This window comes from Nostocoides vanveenii (assembly GCF_039531165.1).
GTDB lineage: Bacteria > Actinomycetota > Actinomycetes > Actinomycetales > Dermatophilaceae > Nostocoides_A > Nostocoides_A vanveenii.
On record NZ_BAAAPN010000028.1, the window covers coordinates 51,670 to 70,968 of the forward strand.

Here is a 19,299-nt window from a genome sequence, read left to right on the forward strand (position 1 = left end):
GCTCGTCGTCACCCTATCCGGGCCACCCAGGCGACACCCGAGCACTTACGGTTGGTGACCATGTGCCCGAGCGACGACCTGCGACGTATGCCGCGCCGGAGCGCCCTCGCCGTGGCCGCCGCGAGCGTGCTCGGCGCCTGCACCCGACCGGCGCCCGAGCCGTCGCCCACCTCGTCATCGGCGTGCCACCGACGTCCGGGTCCGCAGCAACGGGGACAACCACGCCTGCTCTCCCGGCACCCGAACCACCGATTTCTCCCGCAGTGGTCGCCCTCACCATCGACGACTACCCCCGCCCGACGTTGGAGATCCTGGTCTCTCTGCTGGCCGCACGCCGCTTGCCCTGGACCTCGGCGCTGAACGCCGACACCGTCGATGACGGCTATATGTATGCCCCGTGGTCGACCGGCCTGTCGTGGGCGAATGTCGCCGCGCTGCCCTCCGCGTTGGTGGAGATGGCCAATCACGGAGCCAGCCACCGGGACATCACCGACCCCGCTGCGGTCGATGCGGAGATCACCGGATCCCTGGCCCGGCTCCGGTCTGCGCCGCCCGCTCGCGTGGTGCAGGGCTGGGTGCCGCCGGGCTCCGACTACCCGGGTCTGGCGCTGAAGACCCCACCGCAGGCGCGGGGCATCGCCGACTATCAGTCGAGCGTCGCGGGTAGATCCATCCTGAACGATCATGCGTGGGCGCTGGGCCAGGATCCCCGTCCGCAGGACGCTGTGGGGCCGGTGATCACCTGGCCGCGGGACGGGCATCCGGTCCCGGTCCCGGGGAGGCAATGGCTGGATTTCCCTCATGGCGCCGGCCTGCAGTCAGGCGGCGACCCAGCGGGCGGCTTCGGTGGATTGTGCGTCGCGGCCGCGATCGCCCGGGGGCACGGAGCGATCCTGGGCCTGCATACCGCCCACCTCGTCGGCCAGGGTGGGCAGGACCGTTACGACCTGGGTCAGTTGAGCGGCTTCCTCGATCACCTCACCGGGTTGCGCGACGCGGGGCGGATCGCGGTCGTGCGCGTCAGCGACTGGATGAGCGCCAAGGTCGTTGCGCGGTGAGGCGTGCGGATCAGTCGGCCAGGACCTCGCCGGTGGTGAGGTTGACGGCCGGCTCCACCTGATCGGCCGCGGCACCGAGGTGCGCGGCGATGGTCCCCGCCAGCGTGGGACCGATGCCGGGGACGTCGGCGATTTCCTCGGCGCTCGCCGCCCGGATCTTCGTCATCGACCCGAAATGCCGCCGCAGCGCGGCCTGCCGCGACTTACCCAGACCTGGTATGCCGTCCAGACCGCTCACGGTCATCGCCTTGCTGCGACGTTCGCGGTGAAAGGTGATGGCGAACCGGTGCGCTTCGTCGCGGACGCGCTGGAGCAGGTAGAGCCCCTCGCTTCCGCGCGGGAGGATGACCGGGAAATCGTCGTCGGGCAGCCATACCTCTTCCAGTCGCTTGGCGAGCCCGACCACAGCGACGTCGACGACGCCCAACTCGCGCAGGACGGCGCCGGCGGCATTCGCCTGCGGCTGCCCGCCGTCGACCACCAGGAGATTGGGCGGATAGGCGAACTTCTTGGCGCGTCCGTCCTCGGTTTCGGTGCGCTCAGTGAGATAGCGCTGGAAGCGCCGGGTGAGGACTTCGCGCATTGCGGCCGTGTCGTCCACGGCCTCTCCTCGGACGATGAACCGGCGATACTCGGACTTGCGGGCCAGTCCGTCCTCGAAGACGACCATCGAGGCGACGACATTGGTGCCCTGGACGTGGCTGACATCGAAGCATTCGATCCGCAGCGGGGCCTGATCGAGCCCGAGGTGCTCGGTGAGTTCCTCGAGGGCCTGCGCGCGGGCGGACAGGTCACCGGCCCGCGCGACCTTGTGCCTGGCCAGGGACTGGTCGGCATTGCGCTGGACGGTCTCCATGAGCGTCTTCTTGTCGCCGCGCTGCGGCACCCGCAAGGCGACCTTGGCCCCGCGGATGGAGCCGAGCAACTCCGACATCGCGGCGGGCTCCGGGGGCAGCACGGGCAGCAGGACTTCGCGCGGGATGCCCTCGGCCGATTCGGCCCCGTAGACCTGCATGAGCAATCGCTCCATAAGCTCCGGGACGCTCTCGGCATCCATCTCGGCGACCCATCCTCGCTGGCCGCGGACCCGGCCGCCACGCACGTGGAAGACCTGGACGGCCATCTCGAGCCGGTCCTCGGCAACCGCAAAGACGTCGGCGTCGGTCGCGTCGGTGAACACCACGGCCGATCGTTCCAGCGCCTTGGTCATGGCCGCGATGTCGTCGCGCAGCCGCGCGGCGCGCTCGAAGTCGAGCTCGGCTGCGGCCTGCTTCATCTGTTCGGTCAGTGACTTCACGAAGCGGCCGGTGTTGCCGGCCATGAAGTCGCAGAAGTCCTCGGCGATCTGACGATGGGTATCGGCGTCCACCCGGCCGACACAAGGAGCCGAGCACTTGTCGATATAGCCGAGCAGGCACGGTCGGCCAACCTGGCCGGCTCGCTTGAAGACACCGGCGCTGCACGTGCGGACGGGAAAGACCCTGAGCAACTGATCGAGCGTCTCGCGGATGGCCCAGGCGTGGGCATAGGGCCCGAAATAGCGGGTGCCGGGACGTTTGGAGCCTCGCAATACCTGAGCTCGGGGGAACTCCTCCCCCATCGTCACCGCGAGATAGGGGTAGGACTTGTCGTCGCGGTATTTGACGTTGAAGCGCGGATCGAACTCCTTGATCCAGCTGTACTCGAGTTGGAGTGCCTCCACCTCGTTTGCCACGACGGTCCATTCGACGGATGCGCCGGTGCGGACCATGCGTGCAGTGCGTGGGTGCAATCCGCCGATGTCCTGGAAGTAGGAGGACAGGCGTGAGCGCAAGGACTTGGCCTTGCCGACATAGATGACCTGGCCGTGCTGATCGCGGAACCGATAGACCCCCGGGTCGACCGGGATGCTTCCCGGTGCCGGTCGGTAGGTCGTCGGATCAGCCACTCCTGCACTGTATGCGGGCTCGCCGACAGCCCCCGTCAGGTCACCGTGACGAAGTCGCCGTCAACCGTTGCGGTCTTGGCGGGCAACGGCTGCGTGGCGGGTCCTTGAACGACGGCACCGTCCGCGATGGCGAACTGGCTGCCGTGACACGAACACCCGATGGTCTTGGCCACGGAGTCGACCGGGCAGCCCTGGTGCGTGCAGATCGCAGAGAAGGCCTTGAACTGACCCGCGGTGGGCTGGGTGACCACGACCTTCTCCGCGGACAGGAGGACGCCGCCGCCCTCCGGGACCTGGTCCTTGCGGACCCGCGTGCCGCCGGCCGAGGAGCCGGATGAAGCACCCGCGCCAGCGCTCGTGGGCGAGGAGGATTCGGAACCGCACGCCGAGGCGGCAAGGACAACGAGCCCACCCGCCCCCATCCCGAGAACGGCTCGGCGCGCGTTGGAGGGATCGCCGTGGGGGGAGGTATCGGTCATACGTGCGTCCTTTCAGGTGGCGGCGACTTGCCGTCGGAGGTAACGGGCGAGTGGACGCTACCGGATGCCGCTGAGCGGGCCATCTTCCGCTCCCCATTGTTTCTTGACCGTTAAATCTCCGGTTTTGGCATAACGAGAGGGACACGCGAGCGGCGAGGCGTATTGCGGCGCGACTTTTTGCGGCTACTGTGCCCTTGCTCCGTCCCGAGACGGTGCCGACGAGGTCGTTCTCGTCAGATCGTTTAACCAGGAGGAATCCCCGTGTCCAAGCGCTCCGTCGCGTCCGTCGGCGCCACTGTCCTTGCCGCGTCGCTCATGCTTTCTGCCTGCGGCTCGCGCGGTGGCTCCGATACCACCAGCGGCTCCGGTGGCGGTAACAGCAGCTCGAAGGTCGCCAAGATCGGCGTCATCGCCCCGCTCTCCGGTGACCTGGCCGCCCTCGGCCTCGGCATCAAGAACTCCGTAGACCTGGCCATCAAGCAGGCCAACGACGCCAACGCCATTCCCGGCTGGAAGCTCGAGCTCGCCGCCGAGGACGACCAGGCCACAGCCGATGTGGGCAAGAATGCCGCCACCAAGCTGGCCGGCGACAAGGACGTCATCGGCGTCGTCGGAACCCTGAACTCCTCGGTCGCCCTACAGGTCCAGCCGGTCCTCGCCTCCGCGAACATCGTGCAGGTCTCGCCGGCCAACACCGGTGTCTCGCTGACCAAGGGTGACGATGCCGCCAACCCGAAGCGGCCCTTCCCGACCTACTTCCGCACCTGCACTACGGACGCCGTGCAGGGTCCCTTCGCCGCGCGCTACCTCTTCGAGAAGGCCGGCATCAAGGAGGTCGCGACCGTCCACGACAAGAAGGCCTACGGCCAGGGTCTGGTCGCAGCCTTCACCGAAGAGTTCAAGAAGCTCGGCGGCACCATCGTCGCGGCCGAGACCATCAACCCCGACGAGGACAAGTACGACGCGGTCGTCTCCGCCATCAAGCCGAAGGGACCGAAGGCCCTATACTACGGAGGCGAGTACCCGAACGCGGGCCCGCTGAGCCAGCAGATGAAGGCCCAGGGCCTGAGCATCCCGCTGATGGGTGGCGACGGGATCTTCGACGGCAAGTACATCGAGCTCGCCGGCAAGACCTCCGAGGGCGACCTCGCAACGTCGGTCGGCGCCCCGACCGACAGCACCGAGTCGGGCAAGAAGTTCCTCGAGCAGTACAAGAGCGCGGGCTACTCCGACCCGTCGGCGGCCTACGGCGGCTACGCGTATGACGCGGCCAACGCGATCATCAACGCACTCAAGGTCAGCCTCAAGGACGCCGGCAGCGTCGCGGATGCCCGCGCCAACACCGTGACCGACCTGGGCAAGGTCAGCTTCGACGGTGTGACCGGCAAGGTGGCGTTCGACGAATTCGGCGACACCACGACCAAGGTCTTGACTGTTTACAAGGTCTCGGGAGGCGCCTGGGTCGCGGAGGACACCTCCGAGTTCAAGTGATCGATCGCGATCCGCAATAACTGATCGTCGGTGGGGGGCAGCGTGGCCTGCTCCCCACCGACGTGCTTTATCGCTAGGTTTCTCCCCAACGTGACCACCGTCACGTTCGCCCCCCGACCCAACGAAGGAGTGTCCACAGGGTGACTACCTTCCTGCAGCAGCTCATCAACGGGCTGACGCTGGGCTCTCTCTATGCGCTGATCGCCGTCGGCTATACGGTCGTTTACGGCATCGTGCAGTTGATCAACTTCGCTCACGGCGAGGTGTTCATGATCGGCGCATTCGGAGCCCTTGCCACCTACCTCCTGCTCTTCAAGGGCCAGACCGCCTTGTGGGTCCTGCCGATCATGATCATCGGCGCGATGATCGCGGCCGTCGGCACGGCGGTGCTGATGGAACGAGTGGCCTACCGGCCGTTGCGTCACGCACCACGATTAGCACCGCTGATCACCGCTATCGGTATCTCGGTCTTTCTGCAGGAATTCGTGCGGCTCTTCTTCGACAAGATCCCCGGCACCAACTTCCCGTCGGCGAAGGCGAAGATTCCCTTTCCCCAGATCGATGTGGTCACCGGACCGGCCATTGACCTCGGTGGCGTCACGATTCAACGCGCGGCCGTCTTCACCTTCGGGGCCCTCCTCATGTGTGCCGCCGGCCTGTGGTACTTCGTCAACCGGACCAAGGTGGGCCGGGGCATGCTCGCGGTCTCGCAGGACCCCGACACAGCGCGCCTGATGGGCATCAATGTCGACCGGATCATCGTCGTGGCCTTCGCCGTCGGCGCCGGTCTGGCCGCCATCGCCGGCGTCGCGCAGGGCCTGCAGAACACCAATATCAACTTCAAGATGGGCTTCATCGCCGGTCTGAAAGCCTTCACCGCGGCCGTCCTGGGTGGAATCGGCAATATCCAGGGTGCCGTCGTGGGTGGCCTGGTGCTCGGCGTTGCCGAGTCGCTGATCACCCAGTACTCCGGAATGCTGCCGGGCTTCCTCGGTCAGTTCGGTGGGTCGTCCTGGAAGGACGTCTGGGCCTTCGCGCTCCTCATTCTTGTTCTCGTCTTCCGGCCGCAGGGCCTCCTCGGCGCCAAGGTGGTGGATCGCGCATGATCAAGCTGCCCAACCTCCCGGAGGAAACCCGAGCCGCGCACGCGAGCAAGGGCTGGCCGTTGGCCCTCGCCGGCTCGGTGCTGCTGATCGTCAGCGGGCTGCTCTCGTGGTCCTACGACCCAAACATTCTCGGCGACATCTCCATCGCCCTCTGGCCGGCGACACTCCAGCTCTTCGCGATCTTCCTGGGCGCTGTCGCACTGATCTTCGCTCTCATGCATAAGGGGCCGCTGCAGCGGCTCGGCGACTGGTTCGACGCCGCGCTCGGCCTGCGCACCCTCGGCAATGGGGCGGTGTTCTTCGCCCTCTTGTCGATCCTGGCGATCGCTTACGAGGCCGGCGGGCTGATCAACATCAATCCCGGTGCTTGGGTGGCCTTGGCCGGCGCGGTGCTGCTGTTTGTCGGTGCCCACCTGACCCCGCAGCGACTCCTGCACGATCTCGCCAAGACCCAGGTCAGCTCGGTGGTGGAGATCCTCGTGATCGTCGTCCTGATGGCGTTCGCGCTGTTCAGCGCGGCATACGTGCTGGGTCGTGACGACGCATGGGTCTTCGTGCTCTTCCTGCTGGTCCTCGGCGTCATCGTCATGGCGATGGCGCGCGCCGGCTTCTTCACGTGGTTCGGGTACGTCGGGGCGCGGCACCGTCAGGTGCTCACGCTCGCGGCCTTCGCCGTCGCCTTCCTCTTCCCGTTCACGCAGGACGGGTCGGACGCGAATATGTCGATCGCCACCCAGGTGATCATCTTTGCGGCGACAGCCATCGGTCTGAACATCGTCGTCGGCCTCGCCGGCCTGCTCGACCTCGGCTATATCGCCTTCCTCGGCTCCGGCGCGTATGTCGCGGCCATGATGTCGAATGCCGCGTCGGCGACCGTCGGCTTCAAGCCGCCGTTCATCCTGGTGATGTTCATCGGCGCCTGCGTCGCCGCGATCTTCGGTTTGATCATCGGCTCGCCCACCTTGCGAGTTTCCGGTGACTACCTGGCCATCGTGACGCTGGCCTTCGGTGAGATCTTCCGCCTGTCGATGTTCAACCTCGACGGCAACAACGGTCCGGATTTGACCAATGGTCCCAATGGCATCCCGGGCATCCCGGACCTGAAGCTCTTCGGCTTCGACTTCGGCAAGCCGCATACGATCTTCGGTCTGCAACTCGGTCGCTTCAGCAACTACTACTTCATCCTGCTGCTGCTGATCGGCTTCGTGATCCTGGTCTTCACCCGCCTCAACAACAGCCGCATCGGCCGTGGTTGGGTGGCCATTCGCGAGGACGAACGCGCCGCCGAGGCGATGGGTGTGAATGTCTTCGGTCTGAAGCTCTTCGCCTTCGCCGGTGGCGCCTTCCTCGCCGGCCTGGCCGGGACGATCAAGGCCCACCAGGACACGGCCGTCAGCCCCGACCAGTACGTCTTCCTCGAGTCGGCCTTCCTGCTCTCGGCCGTCGTCCTGGGTGGTATGGGCACGGTGGCGGGCGTGCTGGTCGGTGCGACCATCCTGAAGCTGCTCCCCGAGAAGCTGCGCTTCTTCAGCGAGTACCGGCTGCTCATCTTCGGCCTGCTTCTCGTGGTGATGATGCGGATCCGGCCCGAGGGCCTGATCGCCAGCAAGCGGCGACAGCTCGAATTCCACGACGAGGACGAAGGACTCGCGAAGGAAATCCAGCAAGAACATCTGCTCGAGGTCGCAGCGACCACGGAGGGACCGCGATGAACACCGCAATGCAGGACGCGCCCGCTGGACGGCAGGGCGGCGGCAAGCTCGGCGCCATGGTGCTCGAGGCCCGCGGCGTCGTCATGCGCTTCGGCGGCTTGGTCGCCGTCAACAATGTCGACTTCGACGTCCACGAAGGCGAAATCGTCGGGCTGATCGGCCCGAATGGCGCGGGGAAGACGACCTTCTTCAACTGCCTCACCGGGATGTACAAGCCGACCTCAGGCACGGTGACCTTCTACGGTCAGACGCTGCCTCCCAAGCCGCGGGCCGTGGTCAAGGCCGGCATGGCGCGCACCTTCCAGAACATCCGGCTTTTCGGCAATATGACCGCGCTGGAAAATGTCATGGTCGGGCGCTATTGCCGCACCTCCTCCGCGGCCCTCACCTCGATCCTTCACGGCCCGAAGTACCGGCGCGAGGAGGCCGAGTCCCGGGCCCGGGCCCTGGAGTTGCTGAAGTTCGTCGGTCTTGGGAAATCCGCTGAGTTGCTCGCCCGGAATATGCCCTACGGCGATCAGCGCCGCCTGGAGATCGCGCGCGCATTGGCGACCGATCCCAAGCTGATCCTGCTCGATGAGCCGACCGCCGGCATGAATCCGCAGGAGACTGCCCAGGCGATGGACCTGATCTTCCGGATCCGGGACCTTGGGCTCGCCGTGGTCGTCATCGAGCACGACATGCGGTTCATCTTCCAGTTGTGCGACCGAGTGCTCTGTCTCGTGCGTGGCGAGGCCCTGATCTGGGGCACCCCCGGAGAGGTCCAGTCCGACCCGCGCGTCATCGAGGCCTACATCGGCGGCAGCGAGCTCGAGGACGAGGAGGACGCGTGAGCGCCATGCTGGAGGTCAAGGACCTCGAAGTCAGCTACGGCAAGATCAAGGCCGTCAAGGGCATCAGCTTCACCGTGGACGAGGGCCAGGTCGTTTCGCTGATCGGCACCAATGGCGCCGGCAAGACGACGACGCTGCGGACCATCTCCGGGCTGCTGCGACCGACGGGCGGAACGATCACCTTCCAGGGCAAGCGCATCGACCAGATGCCGGCGCACGAGATCGTGCAGTTGGGCATCGCGCACTCCCCCGAAGGCCGGCGGATCTTCCCGGCGATGACGGTCGAGGAGAACCTGCTCCTCGGTGCGTTCACGCGCGCCGACAGCGAGATCGGGAAGGACCTGCAAGCGGCATACGAACTCTTCCCGATTCTCGGGGAGCGCTCGAAGCAGCCGGCGGGCACCTTCTCCGGCGGCGAGCAGCAGATGCTGGCGATGGGCCGGGCGATGATGAGCCGGCCCAAACTGATGATGCTCGACGAGCCGTCAATGGGTCTTTCGCCGCTGATGATGAAGCGGATCATGACGACCGTGCGGACCCTGCAGGAGCAGGGCACCACCGTGCTGCTGGTCGAGCAGAACGCCCAGGCCGCGCTGCGCCTGGCCAACATGGGCTATGTGCTCGAGGTCGGCAAGATCGTCCTGCAGGGCACCGGCCGTGAGTTGCTGAGCAGCGACGACGTGCGGAAGGCCTATCTCGGCGAGGACTGACGCGTCATTGCCGGTATGACCTGTGGGGCTGGGTTCGCATCGAACCCAGCCCCACAGGTGATCCGGCCATGGGCGCGGTCGCCATCAGGCGATCAGGGCGGCGGTTGTGTAGAGGGCGAGGAAAACGCCGACGTAGTGAACGATGAAGGCCGCGATCGTCAACGCGTGGAAGACCTCGTGGAAGCCGAACCAGCTCGGGAGCGGGTTGGGCCGCTTGACGCCATAGATGATCCCGCCGATCGTGTAGAGCACCCCGCCAACGAGCACCAGGGTCAAGACCGCCGCACCGCCGTGCGCGAGGAAGGCCGGCAGATAGAAGACGGCGGTCCAGCCCAGTGCGATATAGGCCGGGGTGTAGAGCCAGCGCGGGGCCCCGACCCAAAAGACCCGGAAGGCCACACCGGCCAGGGCGCCTGCCCACACGACCGCAAGCAGGACGTCGGCCTGCCTCGGTGGGAGCAGGAGGACCGCGAACGGGGTATAGCTGCCGGCGATGATGAGAAAGATGTTGGAGTGGTCGAGGCGCTTGAGTAGGCGCTCCCGCTTCGGTGACCAGCGGCCACGGTGGTAGAGGGCGCTGGTGCCGAAGAGCACCGTGGCCGCGACCGCGAAGATCGCGCAGGCGATCCGCGCCTGGGTGGTCGGAGCCATCGCAACGAGCACGATGCCGGCGATCAGGGCCAGGGGGGCTGCGACCAGGTGGAGCCAGCCGCGCAGCCGCGGCTTGACCTGCTGGAGCATCTCGCCGGCCGCGTCGGTCAGCGCGGTGGGGTCGAACGATCGAGGCTGTGACGCGCTCATGCATCCACCATAACCTACGGAACCGTAGGTTACTGGCCAGTCACCTCAGCGTGGGTGGTGCAGAGGCGACGAAGAAGGGGGCTGTCGGTGGGGCGACATACGATATCGGACGTGACTCGAGCCACCACCAAAGGCGCCGCCGCCGGCCGCCAGCAGGACCACCTGATCGTGCGTGGCGCGCGCGAACACAACCTCAAAGACATCAATGTCGAGCTGCCACGCGATGCCCTCGTGGTGTTCACCGGGCTGTCCGGGTCGGGCAAGTCCTCGCTCGCCTTCGACACGATCTTCGCCGAGGGCCAACGGCGGTATGTCGAGTCACTGAGCGCCTACGCCCGCCAGTTCCTGGGGCAGATGGACAAGCCGGATGTGGACTTCATCGAGGGCCTCTCCCCCGCGGTGTCCATCGACCAGAAGTCGACCAATCGCAATCCCCGATCGACGGTGGGGACGATCACCGAGGTGTATGACTACCTGCGCCTGCTCTTCGCCCGCGCCGGGCGGCCGCACTGCCCGGTCTGCATGGAGCCGATCACCCGGCAGACGCCGCAACAGATCGTCGACCGCCTCTTGGAGTTGCCGGAAGGCACGCGTTTCCAGGTGCTCGCGCCGGTCGTGCGCGCGCGCAAGGGTGAGTATGTCGAGCTCTTCGCCGAGTTGCAGAGCAAGGGGTATGCCCGTGCCCGTGTAGACGGGACGGTCATGCCCCTGACCGATGTGCCCAAGCTGGAGAAGCAGGTCAAGCACACCATCGACGTCGTGATCGACCGCCTCGTTGCCAAGAAGCCCGAGGGTGATGCGGGGCGGTCGGCCAAGCGCCGGCTCACCGACTCCATCGAGACGGCGCTGGTGTTGGCGGGCGGGTCGGTGATCGTCGACTTCGTGGACGCGGAGCCGGGAAGTCCTGACCGGGAGCGGCGCTTCTCCGAGCGGATGGCGTGCCCGAACGATCATCCGTTGTCGATCGACGAGATCGAGCCGCGCTCGTTCTCCTTCAACTCTCCTTTCGGTGCGTGCCCGGTGTGCACCGGCATCGGCGTTGAGTTGGAGGTGGATCCGGAGTTGATCGTGCCTGACGAGGACCTCTCTCTTGCTCAGGGCGCCGTTGCCCCCTGGGGGCAGGGCAGCGGATCGGCGGAGTACTTCCAGCGGGTGCTCGGTGCCCTGGCCGAGGATCTCGGCTTCTCGATGGACGTGCCGTGGCGCGGGTTGCCGCAGCGCGCCAAGGACGCCGTGCTCCACGGGCAGAACCACAAAGTGCACGTCCGTTACCGCAACCGCTACGGCAGGGAGCGCTCCTACAGCACCGGCTTCGAGGGCGCGGTCCCATTCGTCAAGCGACGGCATACGGAAACCGACTCGGAGTGGAGCCGCGAGCGCTATGAGGGTTATATGCGCGAGGTGCCGTGCCCCACGTGTCGTGGGACGCGGCTCAAGCCCGAGTCGCTCGCGGTGCTGATCGGCGAGCGGAGCATCGCCGATGTCTCGGCACTCTCGATCCGCGAGGCGGCCGCTTTCCTCGGCGGTGTGGACTTCACCGAGCGGGAGCGGGCGATCGCGCAACGGGTGATCAAGGAGATCAATGCCCGTCTGGGCTTCCTGCTCGACGTGGGCCTCGACTACCTCTCGCTGAACCGGCCCGCCGGGACCCTGTCGGGCGGGGAGGCGCAGCGCATCCGGCTCGCGACCCAGATCGGCTCCGGGCTGGTCGGCGTCCTCTATGTCCTGGACGAGCCATCCATCGGCTTGCATCAGCGCGACAACCACCGGCTCATCGAGACCCTCGTGCGCTTGCGCGATCTGGGCAACACCTTGATCGTCGTCGAGCACGACGAGGACACCATCGCCACGGCCGACTGGATCGTCGACATCGGCCCGGGTGCGGGTGAGCACGGCGGGCACGTCGTGCACTCCGGGTCGGTCGCCGATCTGCTACGGCATCCGGAGTCGCTCACCGGGAAGTACTTGTCCGGTCGCGAGGAGATCCCGATGCCGGTGGTGCGCCGGCCGGTCGACAAGCAGCGGATGGTCAAGGTGCTCGGCGCCAAGGAGCACAACCTCGCCGATGTGTCGGTGTCCGTCCCGTTGGGGACCTTCGTCGCCGTGACCGGCGTCTCCGGATCGGGGAAGTCGACGTTGGTGAACGACATCCTCTACAACGTGCTGGCCAACAAGCTCAACGGCGCCCGGCACGTGCCCGGGCGGCACAAGACGGTCACCGGTCTAGAGCATCTGGACAAGGTCGTGCATGTGGACCAGAGCCCCATTGGACGCACGCCGCGGTCCAATCCCGCGACCTACACCGGCGTCTTCGACCACATCCGCAAGCTCTTCGCGACGACGACCGAGGCGAAGATTCACGGCTATCAGCAGGGGCGGTTTTCTTTCAACGTCAAGGGCGGCCGCTGCGACGCGTGCTCGGGTGACGGAACCATCAAGATCGAGATGAACTTCCTGCCCGACGTCTACGTCCCGTGCGAGGTCTGCCACGGGGCCCGCTACAACCGCGAGACGCTCGAAGTGCATTTCAAGGGCAAGACGATCGCCGACGTGCTGAACATGCCGATCGAGGAGGCCGAGGAGTTCTTTGCCGCGGTCCCGGCGATCGCGCGGCATATGACGACGTTGAACGCGGTCGGGCTCGGGTATGTCCGCCTGGGCCAGCCGGCCACCACACTCTCGGGGGGTGAGGCGCAGCGCGTCAAACTTGCCTCGGAACTGCAGAAGCGCTCGACGGGCCGGACGATCTATGTGCTCGACGAGCCGACGACGGGACTGCACTTCGAGGACATCCGCAAGCTGCTGATCGTTCTGCAGGGGTTGGTCGACAAGGGCAACACGGTGATCGTCATCGAGCACAACCTCGACGTGATCAAGAACGCCGACTGGATCATCGACATGGGTCCCGAGGGCGGATCCGGCGGTGGCCGGGTGATCGCGACCGGGACCCCCGAGGAGGTCGCGGCGGTGGCCGGGTCGCACACCGGTCGATTCCTGGCGCCGATTCTCGAGCGGTCGGCTCGCACGCCGGCTCGGGCGACCGGGCGGGCGCGAACGACAAAGAAGTCGGTCGTCAAGGCCGGGCCCGTTCAGGCCGGCGAGGTCACGAGGGCGCCGGCCGGAATGGCACCCGCCGCGAAGGCGACGAGGGCTCCGGCCGCAAAGGCTGCCGCCGCGCGACGCCCGACGACACAGGCAGTGCCCGAGGCGGCGACGATCTCCAAAAGCGCCGCCGCCGCCGCGCGCCGGGCCCGGAAGGCGGGCTGAGGTGGACGAGACACTCGCCGCGCTCGAGAGCGAGACGGCCCGACTGCTGGCCACCGTCGCCGTGCTCGACGATCCGGCCGCGGCCAGCGGATGCGACGGTTGGACGCGTGGCCACATCTTGACCCATTTGGCACGGAATGCCGACGGCCTCGCCGGGCTGGTCCGGGCCGCGGTGGACGGTAGTGGCGAGACGATGTACGCCTCGGCGCAGGCCCGCGACGCTGATATCGAGGCCGGCGCCGGGAGGGCCATGCCCGATCTGGCCGACGACCTTCGGACGAGCTCTGCCCGGTTGGCACAAGCTCTCCCCCGGCTGGCAGGGCTCGACGCGGGACTATTGGTCGAGCGCACGCCCGGCGGACCACGCTTTCGCGCAGCGGATCTGCCGACCATGCGTCTGCGAGAGGTGCTCTATCACCACGCCGACCTGCGGGCCGGCTTCGATTTCGAGGATTTTCCGCCCGACCTGGTGGCGACCTACCTGGCGCGGGAGGTGACGGCGCTGGCCGGTCTCCCCGATGCGCCGGCCGTCACGCTGGCGCCGGCCGGACAGGAGCCGATCCGGGTGGGTCCGAGCGGCCCCACGGTCGCCGGATCCCCAGCCGCGCTGCTTCGTTGGCTGGCACGCCGTGACCCTGCGGGCGTCCACGCACTCGACGGTGACGTCCTTCCCGAACTTCCGAGAGGCAGTTGATACTGATGACCGACCCCTACACCGGCGAGGTGACGCCCGGCGGACCGAGCGAGGTCCGCGAGTTGGCGCACGCGACAATCCGCAAGATGTCCGTCTCGGCGATGCACAACAACGTCTACCTCGTCACCGACAAGGGGACGGGCTCCCAATTACTGATTGACGCCGCCGACGACCCCGCGCGTTGCCTGGCCCTGGTCGCCGAGGGCACGGGCCGCCTCGATGCGCTGGTCACCACGCACCAGCACTGGGACCACACGCGCGCCCTCGCTGATGTCGTCGCGGCCACGGGAGCGCGCACGTATGCCGGCGCCGACGACGCCGACGCGCTTCCGCTGCCACCCGATGTGCGGCTCTCGCAAGGCGACACGATCGCCGTCGGGGGACTCGAGTTCGACGTGATCCATCTGCGCGGGCATACGCCGGGGTCGGTGGCGCTGGCCTACGCCGACCCGGATGGGGTGACCCACCTGTTCACCGGTGATTCGCTCTTCCCCGGGGGCGTCGGCAACACCACGATGCCGGGGCAGAGTTTCGAGAGCCTGTATGCCGATGTGGTCGACCGCGTCTTCGACCGCTTCCCGGACGACACCTGGTTCTATCCCGGCCACGGCAACGACTCAACCGTCGGCCTCGAGCGGCCCCACCTCGGCGAGTGGCGCGAGCGCGGCTGGTGAGCCCAGCTCACGTATCACGCGTGATACGTGAGGGTGATGACGGTGCCAGTCCGGGATCTTCGCAACAACAGCGCCTGGGTGCTGGCCGCGAGCCTCCCGGACGAGCCACTGATCAGTGCGATCACCCTCGCGGAGCTTTCCGTTGGCCCGCTGGTTGCCAGGACAAGCGTGGAGCGGGTGGCTCGCCAACCGCTCCTGCAGCAGGTGGAGGCAGACTTCGAACCGCTCGCGTTCGACAGCGCGGCGGCCCGCCGATTCGGGGCGGTCGCAGCATCGCTGCGCAGCTCCGGCCGCAAACCGGCCGCCCGAGCCTACGACGCGTTGATCGCCGCGGTAGCCATCGCTAATGGCCTTCCCCTGTTCACCGGCAACCCGGACGATTTCGCCGGCCTAGCGGGGCTGACGGTGCGCACGACCGAGCCGGACGGCCGCGGCGCGTAGCTGACACCCTCGTTAGGCTGCTCCGGTGCTGTCGGCCGACCGGGTTCCTGCCCCCCTTCTCGTCCTGGCGGGGATCGTCTCGGTCCAGTTCGGCGGGGCGCTGGCAGCGACCCTGATCCCGGTGATCGGGGCGGCGGGTTCGGTGACGATGCGGTTGCTCTTCGCGACCGTCATCCTGGTCGCGATCATCCGGCCACGGGTGCGTGGCTACTCGCGCGCGGACTGGGCCACGGTGCTCTGCTTCGGCCTTGCCCTCGGCCTGATGAACTTCACCTTCTATGGCTCTCTCGCACATCTGCCCATCGGCGTCGCCGTGACGATCGAGTTCCTCGGGCCGCTCGCTCTCGCGACGGTGCTGTCCCGGCGACCCCGGGACCTAATTGCAGTCGTGGCCGCGGGCACGGGCGTCGTCCTGATTTCGGAAGCCCTCCACGTCCCGTTGGCGGAACTCAACTGGACCGGGATCGGATTGGCTCTCGCCGCGGGGGCGTGCTGGGCGGCATACATCATTTTCAGCGGCCGGACAGGCGCGGCCTTTCCCAAGCTCGACGGGCTGGCCATCGCGATGGTGGTCGCGTCGGCCCTGGTGACCCCCTTGGGCGTGCTCACCATCGATGAGTGGACGACCCCCTGGCTCGCGAAGGGCCTAGGAATCGCCGTGCTCTCGTCCCTGCTCCCCTACTCCCTCGAACTGCTCGCCTTGCGCCGAATGCGCGCGGCCGTGTTCGGGATCCTGCTCAGCCTGGAGCCGGCCTTCGCAGCGCTGGCCGGCCTGATCGTGCTCGACCAACGCCTCCATACGCTGCAACTGGTTGGCATGGCACTGGTAGTCGGCGCCAGCATCCTGATCATGGGCGGCAACGCCGAGAAGGACCCGGCCGAGGCCGCCGCGACCTGATCGGGCGCCATACGCAGGGGTTTGTGGAATCGGGCGGGAAAGCTGTCAGCGCCCGGGGCCGCTAGGCGTCCGGGGAGGCCGCGTCGCGCTTGGACTTCCAGAGGCTGGCAATGGTGGTGACGCCGAGGATGACGACGATTGCACCGAGGGAGACCGAGATGGGGATCTCGGGGACGTGAATGTTCTCGCCGCCGTTGATGAAGGGCAACTCGTTGGTGTGCAGCGCGTGGAGCAGCAGCTTGACGCCGATGAAGGCCAGCAGCACGGCCAGCCCGATGCTGAGATAGACGAGCTTCTGCAGTAGGCCACCGAGCAGGAAGTAGAGCTGGCGCAGCCCCATCAGGGCAAAGAGGTTGGCGACCAGGACGATGTAGGGCTCCTTGGTCAGTCCGTAGATCGCGGGGATCGAGTCGAGGGCGAAAAGCAGGTCCGTGGTGCCCAGCGCAAGGATGACGAAGAGCATCGGCGTGGCCAGCCGCTTGCCGTCCAGGCGGGCGAACATCGAGGTGCCGTGGTACTCCTTCGTCGAGGGGATCCGCTTCTCGACGAACTTCATGAATGTGTTCTCTTCGTACTCGTCGTCGTCGGACTCCCCCTCACCGACCAACTTCCAGGCGGTGTAGATGAGGAACGCGCCAAAGATGTAGAAGACCCACGAGAAGTTGTTGATCGCCGCGGCACCGGCCCAGATGAACAGGCCGCGAAGGACGATGGCGATGACGATGCCGACCATCAGCGCAAACTGTTGGAGACGCTCCGGCACCGCGAAATTCGCCATGATCAGCAAGAAGATGAAGAGGTTGTCGACGCTGAGCGAATACTCGGTCAGCCAGCCGGCGAAGAACTCCCCGGCCAGTTTGCCCCCTTTCATCGCGAAGAGCGCGATACCGAAGATCACGGCTGCTCCGATATAGCCCGACAGCGCGAGCACAAGTTCCTTGGTGCTCGGGCGGTGCGGGTTGCGGGCAATCCAGATGACGTCGAAGGCAAGCACCGCTGCGGCGACGCCGATGGTCAAGAACCAGACCCACGTGGGCAGGTCGAGTTGGGTGGCATTCGCCGTTGCTAATGCGTGAACCAATTGGGGTCGCCTTTCGGACGTGACGGAAATCAGTCCGAAGGTCTCTCCCGCCCGAGGTAGATCGGGCCACCGCCCCGGGCCGGTGGGCCGTGATGACGAGGCAGGCGCTTGGGGGATACTCCCCTTCAGGGCACCCCGCACGGGCGAGGCACGGGCACTATTGAACCACTGCGCGGGCAGTGGGTCGAATCTGCGCACACATTCCGGTCAACCGATCGAGGGTCACACACGTGTCAAGGGCGACGATCACGGCGAGGAGACTGACGATGACTTGGGACGCGCTAAACGCCTCACCACGGCGCAGGACCTCGCCACGCGCGGTGGCTATCGCGGTCGCCACAATCCTGGCTGTCGCTGTCGGGGTGAGCGCGGGGGTTGCGTCACCCTCCTCGGGCGCTGGGCTGGCGGGCTCGCCGAGGACCGCCTCGGCCGCGCAGATCGGGAACTTGGACTTTCGGATCGAGCGGCTCAGCGGTATCGACCGGTATGCCGCGGCCGCGGCGATCAGCCGGCGCTTTCACCCCGCCGGATCGGGCGTTGTGGCCGTCGCGAGTGGCGAGGCGTATGCCGATGGAATCGCCGCCGGCACCTTTGCGGCGGACGGCGGTATGCCGGTCCTCTTCGTCAAGCGCGACCACATTCCGTCGGTGACGGCCGCCGAACTAGATCGCCTGCAGCCGTCGATGATCTTCGTCTTCGGCGGTCCGTCCACCATCAGCGAGGAGATCGTGCGGGAGCTCGGGTCGAACTGGACCGACGAGGGCGCCGTCGAACGGATCGGCGGTGCGGACCGGTTCGAGGTGGCGGCAGCGGCGAGTGCCCGTGCCTTCACCGGCCCGCTGCGCACCGTCTATGTCGCCTCCGGCCGGGTCTGGCCGGACGGATTGACAGGCGGAGCGGCTGCGGCCGTCGATGGATCACCGATGCTGCTCACCGACACCGCACAGCTCCCGGCCACCACCGAGGCGGAGTTGCGGCGCCTCTCCCCCGGCCGAATCCTGCTCCTCGGCGGCCCGGCTTCGGTCTCGTCGACAGTCGCAGACGCGCTCGGTCAGATCGCCCCCATCGAGCGTGTCTGGGGCGCAGACCGGTATTCGACAGCACTGGCCATCGCGAAGCGGGTCTTCGGGTCCGACCGGCCGGGCCTGATGGTGGCCACCGGGGCCAACTACCCGGACGCCCTCGCCGGGAGCGCGGCCGCAGTCGTCACCCGGGGCCCGATCCTGCTCTCCCGCGACCACGGTCTCCCGCCGGGCACGGACGCCGAACTGACTCGGCTCGGTCCGGACACGGCATACCTGCTCGGTGGCACGGCATCGGTGCCCATCGAGATTCCGCGGTTGGTGCAGAAGGAACTCGGGGTGTGCTGGGCGGGATTCGCTCCTCCCGACGGACGGACTGAGGTGATCAGTGCTGTCGCCGGCGTGAGCGGTCAGAAGATCGCCAACACCTTCGACATGGGTGGACGGATGACCGGCGCGGCTGACATCGTGCGCTACCTCATCGACCACCAGGTATGCACGACCTTCTTCCCCACCTCAATCATGGCCGACACTCCCGAGGGCCACGACGTGATGGCCCTGATCGCCGCGCACCCTGAACTCTTCGAGATCGGCAATCACACCGTCCACCATTGCGACCTGGTGCGTGGGGGCGGTGGTTCTCCGACGGCTGCCCCGTGCCAGGTGCCGATGACAGACAGCTTCGTCCGGGCCGAACTAAGCGACGCCGAAACGGTGCTTCGCGGCCTGTCCGGTATGACTGTGCGGCCCTATTGGCGACCGCCCTTCGGCTCGTCCGACGCCCGCGTCCAGTCGCTCGCCACGTCGGTGGGCTACCCGAAAACCATGATGTGGAGTCGGGACACGGCGGACTGGGATCCGGGAACGAGCACCGCCGACATCCTCGACGCCGTCCTGAATCCCACTCCACCGGCCGGCACGATCGTGCTCAACCACCTCGGGGGATACAACACCGGCGCTGCCCTGCCGACGATCATCTCGACCCTTCGCGCCCGCGGGGTGACCGTCACGACCGTCTCGGACCTCATGGACGGCTGAACCGGCCTTTCGACACCCCTGAACCGGCCTTTCGACGCCCCTGAACCGGCCTTTCGACGTCAGGAAG

Annotated in this window: 16 protein-coding genes; 12 read left to right on the forward strand and 4 right to left on the reverse strand. The window is 67.0% G+C overall.

Annotated elements, in window-relative coordinates; genetic code table 11:
• The first annotated feature begins 62 nt into the window (after positions 1-62).
• Positions 63-1,058 (forward strand): polysaccharide deacetylase family protein, encoded by a 996-nt coding sequence (locus tag ABD209_RS05380; protein WP_344063167.1) that lies wholly within the window; start codon positions 63-65, stop codon positions 1,056-1,058.
• A gap of 10 nt (positions 1,059-1,068) precedes the next feature.
• On the opposite strand, the gene uvrC is transcribed toward ABD209_RS05380, so the two are convergent.
• Positions 1,069-2,985, reverse strand: coding sequence for an excinuclease ABC subunit UvrC (uvrC, locus tag ABD209_RS05385; protein ID WP_344063171.1), 1,917 nt, complete (start codon positions 2,983-2,985; stop codon positions 1,069-1,071).
• 35 nt (positions 2,986-3,020) lie between these two features.
• Positions 3,021-3,464 (reverse strand): Rieske (2Fe-2S) protein, encoded by a 444-nt coding sequence (locus ABD209_RS05390; protein WP_344063174.1) that lies wholly within the window; start codon positions 3,462-3,464, stop codon positions 3,021-3,023.
• 261 nt (positions 3,465-3,725) lie between these two features.
• On the opposite strand from ABD209_RS05390, the gene ABD209_RS05395 reads away from it, so the two are divergent.
• The 5 genes from ABD209_RS05395 (at position 3,726) to ABD209_RS05415 (ending at position 9,316) form a co-directional block, all read left to right on the forward strand.
• Positions 3,726-4,955 carry a branched-chain amino acid ABC transporter substrate-binding protein gene (locus ABD209_RS05395; RefSeq protein WP_344063177.1) on the forward strand — a complete coding sequence of 410 codons (1,230 nt, stop codon included), beginning with the start codon at positions 3,726-3,728 and terminating at the stop codon, positions 4,953-4,955.
• A gap of 140 nt (positions 4,956-5,095) precedes the next feature.
• Positions 5,096-6,061, forward strand: a complete 966-nt coding sequence (locus tag ABD209_RS05400; protein ID WP_344063180.1) for a branched-chain amino acid ABC transporter permease — start codon at positions 5,096-5,098, stop codon at positions 6,059-6,061.
• Positions 6,058-7,773, forward strand: a complete 1,716-nt coding sequence (locus ABD209_RS05405; RefSeq protein ID WP_344063183.1) for a branched-chain amino acid ABC transporter permease — start codon at positions 6,058-6,060, stop codon at positions 7,771-7,773. Before ABD209_RS05400 ends, ABD209_RS05405 begins: the two co-directional genes overlap by 4 nt.
• Positions 7,770-8,606: an ABC transporter ATP-binding protein gene (locus ABD209_RS05410; RefSeq protein WP_344063186.1), complete on the forward strand. Its 837-nt coding sequence runs from the start codon at positions 7,770-7,772 to the stop codon at positions 8,604-8,606. Before ABD209_RS05405 ends, ABD209_RS05410 begins: the two co-directional genes overlap by 4 nt.
• A gap of 5 nt (positions 8,607-8,611) precedes the next feature.
• Positions 8,612-9,316, forward strand: a complete 705-nt coding sequence (locus ABD209_RS05415) for an ABC transporter ATP-binding protein (protein ID WP_425564579.1) — start codon at positions 8,612-8,614, stop codon at positions 9,314-9,316.
• An 84-nt stretch (positions 9,317-9,400) separates the two neighbouring features.
• On the opposite strand, the gene trhA is transcribed toward ABD209_RS05415, so the two are convergent.
• The gene (gene trhA / locus ABD209_RS05420) at positions 9,401-10,117 is read right to left on the reverse strand and encodes a PAQR family membrane homeostasis protein TrhA (protein ID WP_344063192.1); all 717 of its coding nucleotides are present in this window, start codon (positions 10,115-10,117) and stop codon (positions 9,401-9,403) included.
• Between the two features lie 111 nt (positions 10,118-10,228).
• Here trhA and uvrA point away from each other — a divergent pair, with 111 nt between their 5' ends.
• The 5 genes from uvrA to ABD209_RS05445 are packed head-to-tail and all read left to right on the forward strand — an operon-like array spanning position 10,229 to position 16,091.
• Complete coding sequence (gene uvrA, locus ABD209_RS05425; RefSeq protein ID WP_344063195.1) at positions 10,229-13,384, forward strand: excinuclease ABC subunit UvrA; 3,156 nt, start codon at positions 10,229-10,231, stop codon at positions 13,382-13,384.
• Between the two features lies 1 nt (position 13,385).
• On the forward strand, positions 13,386-14,078 hold the full coding sequence (locus tag ABD209_RS05430) for a maleylpyruvate isomerase family mycothiol-dependent enzyme (RefSeq protein WP_344063198.1): 693 nt from the start codon (positions 13,386-13,388) through the stop codon (positions 14,076-14,078).
• Positions 14,079-14,083: 5 nt separating this feature from the next.
• Positions 14,084-14,752, forward strand: coding sequence for an MBL fold metallo-hydrolase (locus ABD209_RS05435; RefSeq protein ID WP_324388689.1), 669 nt, complete (start codon positions 14,084-14,086; stop codon positions 14,750-14,752).
• A 36-nt stretch (positions 14,753-14,788) separates the two neighbouring features.
• Entirely contained in the window at positions 14,789-15,193 is a 405-nt protein-coding gene (locus tag ABD209_RS05440) for a type II toxin-antitoxin system VapC family toxin (protein ID WP_344063202.1), read from the forward strand.
• A gap of 28 nt (positions 15,194-15,221) precedes the next feature.
• A complete protein-coding gene (locus ABD209_RS05445) occupies positions 15,222-16,091 on the forward strand; it encodes an EamA family transporter (protein WP_344063241.1) in 870 nt (289 codons plus the stop codon).
• Between the two features lie 61 nt (positions 16,092-16,152).
• Here ABD209_RS05445 and ABD209_RS05450 read toward each other — a convergent pair whose 3' ends face one another.
• On the reverse strand, positions 16,153-17,172 hold the full coding sequence (locus ABD209_RS05450) for a TerC family protein (RefSeq protein WP_324387901.1): 1,020 nt from the start codon (positions 17,170-17,172) through the stop codon (positions 16,153-16,155).
• Positions 17,173-17,618: 446 nt separating this feature from the next.
• Here ABD209_RS05450 and ABD209_RS05455 point away from each other — a divergent pair, with 446 nt between their 5' ends.
• Positions 17,619-19,232, forward strand: a complete 1,614-nt coding sequence (locus ABD209_RS05455) for a cell wall-binding repeat-containing protein (RefSeq protein ID WP_344063208.1) — start codon at positions 17,619-17,621, stop codon at positions 19,230-19,232.
• The last annotated feature ends 67 nt before the right edge of the window (positions 19,233-19,299 follow it).

Bases quoted from the DNA above. Each gene is read 5' to 3' on its own strand.
- ABD209_RS05390 (WP_344063174.1), bottom strand. From the start codon at position 3,464: ATGACCGATACCTCCCCCCACGGCGATCCCTCCAACGCGCGCCGAGCC.
- ABD209_RS05405 (WP_344063183.1), top strand. From the start codon at position 6,058: ATGATCAAGCTGCCCAACCTCCCGGAGGAAACCCGAGCCGCGCACGCG.
- ABD209_RS05410 (WP_344063186.1), top strand. From the start codon at position 7,770: ATGAACACCGCAATGCAGGACGCGCCCGCTGGACGGCAGGGCGGCGGC.
- ABD209_RS05415 (WP_425564579.1), top strand. From the start codon at position 8,612: ATGCTGGAGGTCAAGGACCTCGAAGTCAGCTACGGCAAGATCAAGGCC.
- trhA (WP_344063192.1), bottom strand. From the start codon at position 10,117: ATGAGCGCGTCACAGCCTCGATCGTTCGACCCCACCGCGCTGACCGAC.
- ABD209_RS05435 (WP_324388689.1), top strand. From the start codon at position 14,084: ATGACCGACCCCTACACCGGCGAGGTGACGCCCGGCGGACCGAGCGAG.
- ABD209_RS05440 (WP_344063202.1), top strand. From the start codon at position 14,789: ATGACGGTGCCAGTCCGGGATCTTCGCAACAACAGCGCCTGGGTGCTG.